The sequence below is a fragment of the Marivita sp. S0852 genome (assembly GCF_046591575.1).
In the GTDB taxonomy this organism is placed as follows: Bacteria; Pseudomonadota; Alphaproteobacteria; order Rhodobacterales; family Rhodobacteraceae; genus Marivita.
This window is the reverse complement of sequence record NZ_JBIQWA010000023.1, coordinates 1-13,692: the sequence shown is the minus strand read 5'-3', so window position 1 is coordinate 13,692 and position 13,692 is coordinate 1. Positions and strand designations below refer to the sequence as shown.

Here is a 13,692-nt window from a genome sequence, read left to right as displayed (position 1 = left end):
GGGAGTGGGCAAAACTTGGGGGTGTCTGTGTATGTTGGTGGTTCGTTGAGAGGGGAAGTACCATGGACGTGCGGATTATTGTCGAGACAACCTTCGAGAATGGAACCACAAAGAGGCATTGTCTCGGCCGTCTATCCCGCCCGTTTCGGCGCACGCAGCCTGAGGGGCTTGGGTTGTTGCTCGAAGATGCGAAGACGATCCTGGGGCAATTGCAGAACGCGATCCTGCGCGACCAGATCGAGGAAATTTCCGAAGCCAGCAGGATCTGTCCAGATTGCAACGGGGTCCGGGCTATACATGATTATCGGTCGCGGGTCCTCGACACGCTTTTCGGCAGGTTGGAGGTCAAAGCGCCGCGCATTCGCCGTTGCGCCTGCAATGCAAAATCCGATGTTGTCTTGGGCGGACCGCTTTCGCCTCTCGCTCACTTTTTTCCGGATCGATCGACCCCGGAACTGCGACGCCTTCAAGCCGAACTTGGGGCGCGTCATTCCTTCCGGGAAGCGGCGCGTATCCTGGAAACCTTCCTGCCTTGCGCAAAGCAGGTGAACACATCGGTGCGCAATCGACTGGGTAAAGTTGCCCGAGAGATCTGCGACAGCGAGCAGACTGAACCGCTGGTTCCTTCAGCCGCCGAAGAGGCGCCTGCGCTTACGGTTTTCTTGGACGGTGCGCATATCCGATGCAGGCCGGAATACCAGAAGCGACACCTCGATGTTGTGGTCGGCAAGATCGAAAGCCACGATAGGTGTCGTCGCTTCGGCTTGGTGCAACAGGCGGTTCTGTCACCTGGCAGCCAGCTTCGCCAGGACTTGAGGGCTCTCGGTTGGGATCCCGAACAATCCGTCACGGTAATTTCGGACGGGGAACCAGCCCTGCCAAACCTCGTCCGCAATGCCGTCGGTGGAAAGGTCCGCCACATCCTCGACTGGTGGCATATCTCGATGCGTATTCAGCACGTCGAGAATGCCGTAAAGGGCCTGCTGCAGAGCAGGAGTTTCTCCGGCAGTCCAGCACTGTTCAAACGTCCGGCCGAAACGCTGCGATGGTACCTTTGGCATGGAAAAGTTCTTACGGCGACGACCAGTCTGCAATGGTTGACAGTCGATTGCGCGCGGCTCGTTACAGATGACCGCATGGCGACTGAAGCAGCCCGACGCGTGCAAGCCCGGTGCCGAGACCTCTATTCCTACCTTGCGAACAAAATGGACAGCCTGATCGACTATGGTCGGCGGTATCGCACGGGTCTTCCGATTTCTTCGTCCCGGGCTGAGGGCTGCGTGGACGACATCGGCAACACCCGCATGGGAAAGCGACGCCGCATGAGATGGTCACCCAAGGGAGCCCACCGGGTGGCCGTTGTCCGCGCCGCCGTACTCGACGGTCGGCTAACCGGCACCTACCAGAGAGGAGCCGCATAACCCCCAAGTTTTGCCCACTCCCACATCGTATGTGCGCACCATCCAAGAAAACGGTCAGTGGTGAGCGCGGCGCGATTGTATCCGCGTCTCCTTCGCTTGCGTCGTCGTGGCCAAGCTCGTCGGCGACGCGACCCAAGCGATTTCGAACGGTCGTGTTCGACTGAACCGAACAGGGCAGGAACATTTCGATCAATCGAGCGGCTTCCCGAAACGAGTGCCTGACCCCCAATTCAGCCTGCAGTCGCCGAAGTTGGGGAGTCGCACGGTCAGAGAACAGCCCGGCAAGAGGTGATTGCGGTCCATATTTCGCGATCCCAGCCGGTTGGCACAAGCAGCGTCGAAGCCTTGGCCACTTCACCCGAATTCGCCCGAAAAGAGTGTCGAGAATACGGCCTCGATCATCATGGATCGCGCGTTGTTTGGCACAGCCATCGCATTTCCGGCGAGCCTCAATTGCTTCACCGACCTGATCTTGCACAATCGCTTCCTGCAAGCGCCTCAACAAGGTCTTTGCTTCGTCGAGGAGAAGGCCCAAATTCTCGAAACTAAGCTCGTCTGGCGCACGGCGAAGTCGACCGATATTGCGCCTCTTGGTTTCTCCATCGTCAAACGTCGTCTCGACAAAAATGCTTACTTCCATGGTGGATCCAGCATTGTTCCGAAACCTTACCCTATGATTCAGCCCCCGTTTCACCGGACACCTAAGCGGATTCAGTTTTGGCCTTGATGAACTCGCGTGGCGAGCGCCATTTCAGGCCGCTGTGTGGGTGGTTCTCGTTATAGTCCTCGATCCAGCTTCCTATCAATGCCATGACGGTTCCGGCATCTGGCAGCGGTTTGACGCGGACGTAGTCGCGCTTGAGCGTTTTCACGAAGGCTTCTGACATGCCATTCGATTGCGGGCTGGCAACGGGCGTGAAGCAGGGTTTCAGTCCGAGCTGGCGGGCGAAGATGCGGGTTTCCTTGGCGGTGTAGGCGCTGCCGTTGTCAGACAGAACCTCGATTGCCTCCGGGGAACAGTGAGTGCCAAACCGTTTCTCGACAGCGTCCAGCAGCATGTCGCGCACATCTGAACCGCTGATCCCGGCATTGGCCACGGCCCGCCAGGCGATAATCTCGCGGTCATGGGCGTCGATCAGGAAAGCCGCCCGGATGACATCGCCATTCCCGCAGGTGAACTCCAGCCCATCGCTGCACCAGCGCAGGTTTGAGCGCATCATCACCACCTTGCCGTCATGGGTACGTTCAGGGCGGTCGAACCCGGAGCGTTCCAGCAGCAGGTTGTTGGTCTTCATGATGCGATAGACGCGCTTGTGGTTAACAGCCGGTAAACCTGCCGCACGCAGCTCCCGGTTCAGAACAGCGGTGATCCGGCGATAGCCGTAGGTCGGGCGCGTCGCCACCAGCCGCTCGATGCGCGGCAGCACCGCCGCGTCCTGAGCCTTGTGATAGCTCCGACGCGGCTCCGCGCTCCCGTTCAGCCGGTCATGCAGGTTGGAGCGGGACACGCCCAGGGTGTCGGTGACGGCTTTCATGGCAAATCTTCCCGTTTCTGCGACTGCGCAAGCAAGGTCGGTTTTTTTGACCGGCTCTTGTCCAGCGCTTCCTTCAGGATCTCCACTTCAAGCGTCTTGCGCCCGAGCTGGCGTTCGAGTTCACGGATGCGCGCTTCCATCTCCCGCACCGTCTTGTTGCTGGTCACACTGTCGTCTCCCGTCACGGCGATACTGCCCCCTTCGAGCATCAGTTTGCGCCAACGATACAGCAGATTGGGCGCCACGCCATTGCGCCGCGCAACGGCGGAAATGCTCTCGCAGTCATACAAGGTGTCTTCCACGATCCGCAGCTTCTCCGCCGCAGACCAGCGCCGACGGCGACCACCATCGATAATGATTTCAATCTCAGACATAAGCATGTGCTTAAGGCTATCCTTTAGCCTCCTGGCTCAGGCCGAGGTGTCCGGTCGAAATGGGGGCCAGTTCACCCTACCACGTAAGCCACCAAGTTTTGCCCACTCCCTCAGCAGTCTGAAAGCGTGAATTTCCAAAACCTGACATTCGCGCGATGACCGGATTGTGGGGTCGCGCAGTGCATCAATCCTTAAGTAGCCAATCTCCGTAGGCGCTTATGTCACTCATTGGAACTGTCCAGCTGAATTGAAGACCAGAAATCAACGCAAAAAGAAAGGCCGTGGCCACCTTGGCCTCGTTGTGCATATCATAAGCCGCGTTATTGCGGGTGTTTTTGAACCCCAACGTGGCTATTAAGCAGGACTTTTTACTTCCTTACCCGCTAAGCACATCGCCGATCCTACCGGCGCCAGCCAGTAGTCGTTCAGTGCAACGCCATTTTCACTCAGGTCGCGTTGCGATGTATCCGATCGCCATGATCAGCATCGCACCGATAACAGTCCATTGATCGGGAAATGTCCCGAATACCACGAAGCTGAGTGCGGTCGCCGAGACGATTTCAAGATAGTTGAGCGGGGCGAGCACGGATGCGGGCGCGCGTGCGAATGCAATGATGATTGCCATGTGCGAGACTGTTGAAATGATGCCAAGTGACGCAAGCGCGACCCACGCGGACGGGTCCGTTGGCCACACGACATGAGCACCGGCCGATCCCGGGTCACCGCCATAGAGCCAAAGCGCAAGAACGACTGTTCCGGAGACGGCCGCAATGACATGCATCGACAGCGGTGAGCCCTGACCTGATGCCACGCGTGTTAGCAAAAAGTAGACTGCGAACAGGAATGCGGCAGCCAAAGGATAAAGCGCATCGTAGCCAAGCCCGTCAAATCCCGGACGAACGATCAAAAGAACGCATGGAAAACCCGCGACGCAAAGAGCGACCCGGCGAAAGGTCAGGCGTTCTTTCAGAAAGACGCCTCCGAGCAGCGTTAGGATCAGCGGCGCCAAAAACAGGATCGCAGCGGACGCAGGCAGCGGTAACGTGGCAAGGCCAGTAAAGAAGCACGCCGTTGCCCCCGCAAGGGCGACACCGCGTGCCAGATTGGCCAGCGTCAACGCCGCACGCAGGTCGGCGAGAATGAGCGCGCCCATCGGTTGCCGTGTGGCAGAGGCGCTTTGAGGGAAAACACCGGGCAGGAAAAGGATGGCGAACGGCAGGAGCGCAAGCGTAAAAAGCCCTTGGCCGATGAACCGCGCGAACGCGACTTGTGTGCCTGGCATCCCATTCATCGCCAGCACTTTGGCAACAACGTCCATGAACGGGATGGTCAGCATGCCAAATGCCATCAAAGCAAAAGCCGTTCCGTAGCTTTCGGGCCGCACTTGGTCGGATGTCAGTGCCATGTCTGCCACGGGTTTCGGTTCGGTCGGCGTACCATCGGTCATACCTGAGAGTGCCATGTTTCGGCTGAGCGGCAAAACACGTTGCTTTGTTCAGGCTGATCGTTAAAACTGAACAGCATGAATGCCGAAGTTTCACGATACAACAGTGCCCAGGCACTGGATGCGGACGCGCTCCGCACCTTCGTGACAGTCTGTGAGACCGGATCATTCCGATCCGCCGGAGCGGTTGTGCATCGCTCTCCGGCGGCAATAAGTGGTCGGATCGCAAAACTCGAAAGGCAGATCGGGCGGCCGCTGTTCGAAAGGCGGGGTCGACGAGTGCATCTGAATGAGGATGGAACGGCATTGCTGAGCTATGCTAGGCGGATGCTCTCGTTGAACGGTGAGATCGCAGCACGGTTTGGAACACGTCAAACAGCCGGCCAAGTGCGCTTTGGGGCGCCGGACGATTACGGAACGCGCTGGTTGCCAGCGATCCTCAAGACATTCGCGCGGACCTATCCTGCGATTGAAGTCAGCGTGGTTTTGGGCCCTAGCAGCGACATCATGGCGGCGTTCAACAGCGAGAAACTGGATGTTGGGCTTGTCACGCTCGCCAATAATGACCCCCGGCCTCTAGGAACCACCGTCCACCACGAACGACTGGTGTGGATCGGAGCCGCGTCCGGGTCGGCGGCCTATCAGGTGCCCGTTCCATTGGCGTTGGCACATGAGACATGCGCGTGGCGACAAGCCGCGATCGATGCTTGCAACGCAGCTGGGTGTGCTTACCGGGTTGCGATGACCAGCGAACATTCTGCTGGCCAAGTCGCGGCTCTTGCGGCGGACTTCGCCGTCGCGCCATTGCCCGAAAGCATGTTGGGGTCCGGCTTGGAGGCAATCGATGCCGATGTGCTTCCAGCTTTGCCGGATTACACCGTCCGCCTCGTCGTTCGATCCGACGCCGAAGCAGCCGTCCGCGCTCTGGAAAACAGCGTGAAAGTGGCATTGTCCGGCGGTCCTTAGGGTCAGGACCCATTCGGCCTGCGCCGCTGGTTTGACAGATTTTCTGTTCAGCCGCTGACCGGCAACGCATCGCTTGCGATGCTTGAGAGGGGAGGATCAGGGCAGCAGGAGTATTGGGTCCGGGTCCTAACCGAATGCATCGCCAATTCTCAGATCGGCAGCTTTCGGCATTTAAGAAAGGATGGCCTAGGCCGAATTCCTCCTGCTTGTTCGGGTGAATTTCAACTAGAGGTTACACAAGCCAGGTATCGTGGTATGATAACGAGTCCGATCCGTCATTTATTGGAGGTTTAGTTTTGTTAAACAACTTGGATACGCCAACGCTTCGAACCTTCGTTATGTTATCAGAAACAGGCAGTTTCTCAGAAACCGCAAAGAAACTTCTCAGAACGCAACCGGCAATCAGTCAGCAAATCAAGAAGCTCGAAAATGCAACAAACCACAAGCTGTTCCACAGGCAAAAGAACGCCGTTGTATTGACCCGGCAGGGAGAAACTCTGCTCAAATATGCGCAGGTTATCGTAGAGCTCAGCGATCGCGCACATCTGTGCATGCAGCAACAAGTGCCGACCCAAGAGGTTCGGTTGGGTGCACCGGATGATTATGCCAGTATTCTCTTGGCTGACGTTCTTGCGGAGTTTCAAATCAGCCACCCCAAAGCCTGTGTGTCGATTACCTGTGGCAACAGTCGTGATCTCATTGCGCAATGGGAACACGGCAAATTGGATATATGTGTTGTGGCGACAGATCCGGGGATCGACATAGGAACCACGCTCCGGTTCGAGACTCTGGTGTGGATCGCCGGACGAGATTGGAAGCGGGGAACCGATCCGTTGCCGCTTTCGGGCTTTCCGCGCGGATGTCACGTGCGCGATGCCATGGAAGCGGCTCTTGATGCGATCGACTGCCCGTGGCGGACTGTATTCTCCAGCAACAGCATCACAGCGATCCGGAGCAATGTCGCATCACTCGGATCGATCACTTCGGTCGAGCGCAGCCTGGTTCCGGATGATGCCGTCATTCTGGGTGAAAGTGACGGCTTACCGATGCTCCCAAGTCTGCGAATTGCGTTGCTTGAGCGATGCGACAAGGCATCTTTGTTCCGAGACAAACTCGTCGCGACCATCCGGCGCGACATTGGGCAGGTAGAACCAGCGCCAAAGACCACGCGGCCAATTCGCCTGAATTCTTCGCCCACTCCTAAGCGGTCCTCATGCTGCCCAGGGTCCGGTTCCTAATCGTTTCCCAGCCGCGCGATCAGTTCATATGTCGTGACGACGTCGCAGAATTCGTAAGCCAGCGTAGCGATGTGTATCTCATGGCTGCGCCGCGCAGAGATCACGCCCACTGAACCCGGAAGATCGAAACAATCACACGCATCGGAGACGATGGTCGTTTGAAATCCGAGATTGGAGGACATACGCGCTGTCGTCGACACACACATATCGGTTGTCAACCCGAAAACAACCAATTCTTCAGCGCCGATGTCGGCCAGAATGTCCAACAGGTCCGTCCCGATAAAGGCGGAATTCACTCTTTTTCCAAGTGCAATTTCATCGTTTATCGGCCCTAGACCCGCGCGGTAGGCGTTACCGGGCCGATCTGGCCGCAAAGGGGAACCCAGCTCTTCTGAATCGTGTTTTACATGGACAATTGGTCTTCCGGATTCTCTCCAGGAGCCGATGAGACGTGCACAGTTTTCGTCAAATTCCACGTTCCAACGATTAGGCTGATCCGGATCATCAAACCCGACTTGAAGATCAATGGGTATGAGAACCGTCTTGTCAGAAATTTGTTTCATTTTCGTACTCTCGACGACAATTGTCGCATGAGCCGCAATTCATACATTCAGGGGATACTTTTGTTCGCATCTGGAAAAGACACGTGTCGCTGCGCGGTTCGTTTGTTTCGTTCAGCCCATATTGCGGCCATTCCAGTTCACCGGCTTGGTAGCTTCCCAAATCGGGGGAGTGGCCTTGCCCGTCGTAGTCAAGGATCCTGTCGCGAATGCGCCGCCTGACCTGTCGGTCGGTCACGTTATCGCCTGCAACGATATCAAACCGTTCGCGCGGATTGACGACGAAGATCAAAGCACCGCCGAGATTCCGGCTTTTGCGCACGATGTGCGCAGGATGGCTCATGTTGACGAAGATCTGTGTGCCCGCGAAACACATTGTCCAGAATGCGTTGCTCGGTTCCTGGGATACCTCGCTGGGCCATGGGGACGGATCAAGCGCGTGCCACCTTTGCAGCACATTCCAGCCAATGGCGTTGTAGGTGTTGCAATCGTCCGCCCGAACGTTGTTCGGGTTAAAGATGACCAGCAATGGCTCGGCGGATGATAAGGTGCCATCCCATCCCTCGCATCTGTCGATGTAGTCTTTCAGTTCCCTGGCGCTTTGCTGCATGCTGTTTTCAGACAGATCGTGTACGAAAGAGAACAGCAGGTTCGACCTTCGGAATGCCGTCTGTGAAAACAGGCATGGGAAGTTGGATGGCGGGTCCAGACGGTCACGAATGTCGTGAAAGGCCTGGATTTTCCATACGTCATCCACCTTGGATTGGGGGCCGGCAAATTCAGATTGGGATATCAGAGTCATTGTGCTTCTCCTGATGGAGTGTCGACAGGCAAGACGTGCATTGGCTTGGCGCGCAGCGCCTGTGTCATCGCGCTGAAGGGGACAAGGCCGAGAGTTGAAGAACGAGGATGACGAACGGATTGCCCGGCATTGACCGTTGAAGTTCAGGCTTGGCTTTTTGAGGAATGCTCATGTCCACCACACGGCGTCTTGGGCGCCCACGAGGCCGCAGAACGCATGCAGCAAAAGCCTTTTGCCGGTGTCGCTCTGGCGGGTCACGCCATGGACATAGCCGCCGTCGATCAACACCAGGTCGCCCTCGCGCACGCCCAGGTCCCAATAATCCTTGCCTTCGATGAGATCGGAGCCGTAAGGGTATCCTGTTTTTTCCAAGCCGGCCGCGACCTTCTCCTCATGGGTCGGCCGATAGTTCCATATCCTCAGGTCGCCACCCTGATCTGGCATGCTTGGATAAAAGTTGATTGCGACGACGGCGCGGCGCACTGCGTCAACAAACTCAAAGCCTTCGCCCGCATACATAACCTGCGCGGCATCGTCGTGCGGTTCCAGCGCGTACTTACCCTGACCTGTCCAGCACAGGGCGCGGCAGAAGTTGGCGCGTCCTTTCTTGCCTTTAGCAAGCCGAAGGGTCCCGCCCCTGTCCCGGAGTTTGCAATCCAGAAGATTGAAGATTGCGCGCATCGGGTCCACAACGTCGCCAAGAAGGGCGTTGATGTGAGGGCGGTTGACCTCGGATTCCGCAAAATAGGCATCCGCAGTCTTCTTGTAATGCGACGAGCCGATAAAACGACCCGGCACGCCGTCCCGACGCTCCAGAATCCCTTCGCTGGCCTCGAAATTGCGCACGATCGCGTCGCATGTCTCGCGCGTCGCAGCTCCGCGAATGTGCAAGGCTGTGGCTTGGCCGAATATCAGCTCCAGAATGTCCGAGGTCAGGATCAGACCATCCCTCTTGATTATTCGAAACTCGGGTACCTCTACGTGGCGCTCCTTTACATTATCCTTCATGGATGACCTCCTCAAATGACTCGGTGAGAATTCCGAAGGCGTCATCAAGCGCCTCCTTTTCGATCGTGAGTGGGGCAAAAACCTTCAAGACTTGCCTGTCGGGGCCCGAACTTTCCAGGATAAGACCTCGTGCAAAGGCGCTGGCGATAACATCCCGGGCGTTGATGCTTGGCGCCACCTCGACACCGCACATAAGACCGCGTCCTTTCCGACTCGTGATGTGATCGGGGAACGCCTTGCAAAGCTGATCAAGGCGGGTGTCCATCTCGAGGGTCAGCCACGAAACCTGATCTAGAAAACCATCATCGCGCCAAAGCGACAACGCGGCGGCTCCGGTGACGAAGGCCATGTTATTGCCGCGGAAGGTGCCGCTGTGTTCACCGGGTTTCCATATGTCGAATTCGGGGCGGATAAGCACCACGGAAAGAGGGATGCCCAGACCGCTCAGAGACTTCGACAACGTCACAATGTCTGGTGTGATCCCGGCCTCCTCGAAGGAAAAGAATGAGCCCGTCCGTCCGCTTCCGGCTTGGATGTCATCGACGATAAGCAGAATTCCGTTCTCGCGGCAGATACGTTCCACAGACCGAAGGAAGCTTACCGATGCCGTGTTCAGACCACCTTCCGCCTGGATCGTCTCAAGGATGATCGCCGCCGGTAGGTCCACACCTGCGCCAGGCTTGGTTACGATGCACTCAAGATAGTCCTGTGATGGAAAGTCCGGTGAGATGAAGCCGTCATAGGGCAGTCGGACAACATCATGCTTGGCGATGCCACCAAGATCCCGGGTCGATTCCGAACCCGACACACACAGCGATCCCAGCGACATGCCGTGGAACGAATTCGAGAAGGCGAAAATCGTCGGACGCCCGGTGACCTTACGCACCAGGGCCATCGCCGCCTCGTTCGCATTGGTGCCCGTAGGTCCCGGGAACTGAATCTTGTAGTCGAATGAGCGCGGTCCCAGGATCCCTGTGACCATCTCACTGATAAAGCGCGCCTTTGCCTCGGTGTACATATCGAGAGATAGAAGTATCGAGTCTCGGGCGAGGTATTCCTGGAGAGCCGACTTAATGGCGGGATGGTTATGGCCATAGTTCAGCGCGCCAGAGCCAAGGATAAAGTCCAGATATCCGCGTCCGGTGACGTCAAAGACCCGTGGGCCCGCAGCGCTGTCAAGAAGCACCGGAAAGGTGCGACCGTATCGCCGTACGTCGGATTCGTGCGCATTAAAGATCGCGATGTTCATTCAGACCTCCATGGTCAGGTTGACGTCGGGGGCGAGCAGGTATTGGTTGAAGCGGCCGGGGTTGTTCATGGTGCCCGCAATCCAATCCTTGGTCCGGATAATCAAAACGACGCACTCCTCCCCGTTCTTTTCGTCGACGTAGGTTTGGCCAGTTTCACGGAACCCCATGCCCTTCATCGACTTCAGGGGGCCGATCTCGGTGTTGCGATGACAATCCGCAAGAACCCAATCCGAGGCCGTTGCCATCGCGTGCCACAGGCACGTCTTGACCATGGCGCCATAGACTCCAAACGGCGCTCCGGGAAATCGACGATCCCGAAAGTTCTTCAGCACCATGAGGCGCTGCACCTCGAACCCTTTGGTCACGTGGCCGACCAAAGGGTCCATCCCCAGCTTGTCGGAGATGAAAAAACCAGGCTCTGCCAGTTGCACGATCCGCATTGTGCCGATCGGGGTGCCATCGGCGAGCCTGCTGACGGCGTAGAGAGACCGGGCGTGATACGGGTCCGCAAGCGGATCGGCATTCGATGGCAGCCAGCCAAATTCCTCACTGTAAACCGTCCTCCAGAGGGCGCGCGCGCATTCAACTTCCTCGCGCGCCCTGGACAGCCTAGTCTCCAGGCAATCGCTGTGTGGTTCCACCGTCTGCAACATGGCCCGCCCCCTTCCTCTTGCTATCTCAGGCGGTCTTCATTGCGGGTTCTGCGGTCTCGGGTGGACTGTCACCAAAGAGATCCTCGAACTCGCCCTCATTTACGAATTCGCCGTTGAATTCGAAAATTCCGCTGACCATGGTCGACGCGTCATACCAGAGATAGTGCGGCATGGGTGGTAACGGCTCGCAATAGGGTGCGACATCCATGTCCGTGAGCATCAATGCCGCCCGCGCGACAAGAAGATATTGCCCGAGTGGCGGCGAGACCGCGAGGATTGGGACATTCCCGGTTCGACGCATCCAGTCGTAAAGTACTGATTTGCTTGGAAAGCGAGGCAAAAACGAGGCCTGCAGACGAACCAGTTTGTCAACAATCTCTTCGGTCTGCTCCGTGTCTGGCGGAATGTCGTAGAAGTCTTCGAGCGTCACACCATCGCGGGTGAACAGATAAACGTTCGCGCCGTACCCGACGACAGTGGACGCCAGACACCCCTTGCAGCGCTCGCTTCGCCGAAACTCACGGTGTAGGTCGTATCGCTCGTCGACGTTGTAAAAGTCGATGCAGTCGATGATGAGGTCACAGCCTTCGACGAATTCGCGGGCGACGTGTTTTTGCATGCCTTCCGGAAAGACTTCGACGGTTACATCAGGTGTGGTTTCCTTGATCAGTTCACCGACAACCACGGCCTTGTTGCGACCGACATTGCCCGGCGTTGCGCCAAGCTGGCGATTGATATTTGACAGCTCGAAACTGTCGGGATCGCCGATCTTGAGATGGCGAACGCCGAGCCGCGCCAAAAGCATCGCCACAGCCCCACCAAGACCACCTTGCCCGGCGACGCCAACGACGGCACCCGAAAGCTTCTCTTGTGACAGTCGCATTTGGTTGGCATCAAGGCCGAGAAAGACCTCATTGCGCTTTACGCGCTCCCAGTAGAGCTCATCGTCGTAGTCGCCCTTGATCGTGATCTTTCTGGCTTTCTTGAACATTGTGTTTCCCTCAATCAAAGTTTGCTTGGAAGTCGGATACGGCCCGGTACATCCGGTATCGGCTGCGTTCGAACAAAATCGAATGCGTGGATTTCGGCATTTGCAGATAGTATTTTTCGGCGCTCGCGATGCGCTCAAAAAGCTCTTGTGTTTCGGTCGCAGGTGTTAAGAAACGATCCCAATCGCCACGCACTATGAGTACCGGCATCGTTATCGCCGCCGGGTCGAAGTATTTACCGTGCCAGGCGTCAAAAATATCCACGGCAAAGCCGATCGGCGTGTCGATCTTGCGGTCTTCCGCTGAAAGCTCCGGCGATGATGAACCGGCCAAAGCCGCGCCGTAGTTCCTTGGCCAATCGGTGATAAAGCTTGGCTCCAGGTTCGTTGTTGTTCCGTCAGGGCGGTCACTTTCCAGCAGGTGAAAGCGGTCCATGGCCGAAAGGCCGAAATTTGCAACTTTCGGAACCTCCGGAGACCCCAGCAATTCTTCGATGATGGCCGGGTCCACGCCATTCTTGTGAGTGATCGGGGCATGAAAGGTCAGGCTTCTGATTTTGCCGGGGAATTTGGAGGCATAATATCCAGCCGGGATCGCACCTCTGCTGATTGCGACCACGTGCAACTGGTCGCATCCACATTCCTTCAAAACATGGTTCACACAGTTGTCGATGTCGGTCATCAACGTTTCAGAGCTGCCATACTTTCGTGGGTCTACCGCGCCGGTTGAAGGACGATAACCATCGGACCGTCCATAACCAGGAAGGTCAAAGCCGAAGGATGCCCAACCTTCTTTCGCGTTCCAATCCATCCAGGACACGCCGTCGATCTTGTATTCGGATGTGAACTGGGTCGGGACAGTCGCGCCATGAAAGAACAAAATCGGGTGTTTCCTGGCGGGCGATTTGCTCTGTCCTCCATGCGACAAGATTGCAATTTTGCCGTCGATTGAATGGCCAGGAACGAAACCAATATTTTGTGAACTTATGCCAGTTGAAACCGTGCCGTCCATTTCTTTCACCTCCTCAACTCATGCGTGGAGCCTGTCATGTGTCGCGAATTCAAGCGAATTAGTTCTACTTATAGTAGTATAATTGACGGCATAGCTTGATCCACCCGACCGCGGATGACCGAGGCACGGCGGCGTTTTCAAACTCTGAAAAATCAGGTTCACCGAGCGGATACTCTCGGGTCAGAAGCCATAACCAGCGGGACTGTTGCATTAATCGCAGTCCTCGGCCAACTTTGGGCTTTTGAGGTTGAGCATGCCGCGTAGATCCCCGTTCAAGCACCACCGTTTTCCACGTGACATCGGGAGTGGGCAAAACTTGGGGGTTATGCGGCTCCTCTCTGGTAGGTGCCGGTTAGCCGACCGTCGAGTACGGCGGCGCGGACAACGGCCACCCGGTGGGCTCCCTTGGGTGACCATCTCATGCGGCGTCGCTTTCCCATG

At 57.0% G+C, this 13,692-nt stretch carries 12 protein-coding genes and 1 pseudogene; 3 read left to right on the top strand and 10 right to left on the bottom strand.

Features of this window, described 5'->3' with window-relative positions:
• Positions 1-62: 62 nt before the first annotated feature.
• Positions 63-1,421, top strand: coding sequence for an ISKra4 family transposase (locus tag ACG74X_RS21015; protein ID WP_411237282.1), 1,359 nt, complete (start codon positions 63-65; stop codon positions 1,419-1,421).
• A 22-nt stretch (positions 1,422-1,443) separates the two neighbouring features.
• Here the strand turns inward: ACG74X_RS21015 and ACG74X_RS21010 are convergent.
• The 3 genes and pseudogenes from ACG74X_RS21010 to ACG74X_RS21000 all read right to left on the bottom strand — a co-directional run.
• Positions 1,444-2,061 (bottom strand): annotated as a pseudogene (locus tag ACG74X_RS21010) (ISKra4 family transposase); the annotation flags it as partial.
• Between the two features lie 61 nt (positions 2,062-2,122).
• Positions 2,123-3,330, bottom strand: a protein-coding gene (locus ACG74X_RS21005) for an IS3 family transposase (protein WP_411237281.1) whose coding sequence is annotated in 2 segments (ribosomal slippage) — positions 2,123-3,006 and positions 3,006-3,330 — 1,209 coding nt in all. Because the reading frame shifts where the segments join, the coding sequence is not laid out codon by codon here.
• Positions 3,331-3,772: 442 nt separating this feature from the next.
• Complete coding sequence (locus ACG74X_RS21000; RefSeq protein ID WP_411237280.1) at positions 3,773-4,792, bottom strand: DMT family transporter; 1,020 nt, start codon at positions 4,790-4,792, stop codon at positions 3,773-3,775.
• 60 nt (positions 4,793-4,852) lie between these two features.
• Here ACG74X_RS21000 and ACG74X_RS20995 point away from each other — a divergent pair, with 60 nt between their 5' ends.
• Positions 4,853-5,740, top strand: coding sequence for a LysR family transcriptional regulator (locus ACG74X_RS20995; protein WP_411237279.1), 888 nt, complete (start codon positions 4,853-4,855; stop codon positions 5,738-5,740).
• Between the two features lie 296 nt (positions 5,741-6,036).
• On the top strand, positions 6,037-6,978 hold the full coding sequence (locus tag ACG74X_RS20990) for a LysR family transcriptional regulator (RefSeq protein ID WP_411237278.1): 942 nt from the start codon (positions 6,037-6,039) through the stop codon (positions 6,976-6,978).
• Here the strand turns inward: ACG74X_RS20990 and ACG74X_RS20985 are convergent.
• From ACG74X_RS20985 to ACG74X_RS20955, 7 genes are all read right to left on the bottom strand, one after another.
• On the bottom strand, positions 6,975-7,541 hold the full coding sequence (locus ACG74X_RS20985; RefSeq protein WP_411237277.1) for a cysteine hydrolase family protein: 567 nt from the start codon (positions 7,539-7,541) through the stop codon (positions 6,975-6,977). The two genes, ACG74X_RS20990 and ACG74X_RS20985, sit on opposite strands and share 4 nt — an antisense overlap.
• On the bottom strand, positions 7,525-8,295 hold the full coding sequence (locus ACG74X_RS20980; RefSeq protein WP_411237276.1) for a YqcI/YcgG family protein: 771 nt from the start codon (positions 8,293-8,295) through the stop codon (positions 7,525-7,527). The genes ACG74X_RS20985 and ACG74X_RS20980 overlap by 17 nt, the downstream gene beginning before the upstream one ends.
• Positions 8,296-8,508: 213 nt before the next feature.
• Complete coding sequence (locus ACG74X_RS20975) at positions 8,509-9,348, bottom strand: hypothetical protein (protein ID WP_411237275.1); 840 nt, start codon at positions 9,346-9,348, stop codon at positions 8,509-8,511.
• Positions 9,338-10,597, bottom strand: coding sequence for a diaminobutyrate--2-oxoglutarate transaminase (gene ectB / locus ACG74X_RS20970; RefSeq protein ID WP_411237274.1), 1,260 nt, complete (start codon positions 10,595-10,597; stop codon positions 9,338-9,340). Before ectB ends, ACG74X_RS20975 begins: the two co-directional genes overlap by 11 nt.
• Complete coding sequence (locus ACG74X_RS20965; RefSeq protein ID WP_411237273.1) at positions 10,598-11,251, bottom strand: hypothetical protein; 654 nt, start codon at positions 11,249-11,251, stop codon at positions 10,598-10,600.
• Positions 11,252-11,276: 25 nt separating this feature from the next.
• Positions 11,277-12,242: a ThiF family adenylyltransferase gene (locus ACG74X_RS20960; protein ID WP_411237272.1), complete on the bottom strand. Its 966-nt coding sequence runs from the start codon at positions 12,240-12,242 to the stop codon at positions 11,277-11,279.
• A gap of 10 nt (positions 12,243-12,252) precedes the next feature.
• Positions 12,253-13,251, bottom strand: coding sequence for an alpha/beta fold hydrolase (locus ACG74X_RS20955; RefSeq protein WP_411237271.1), 999 nt, complete (start codon positions 13,249-13,251; stop codon positions 12,253-12,255).
• Positions 13,252-13,692: the final 441 nt, after the last annotated feature.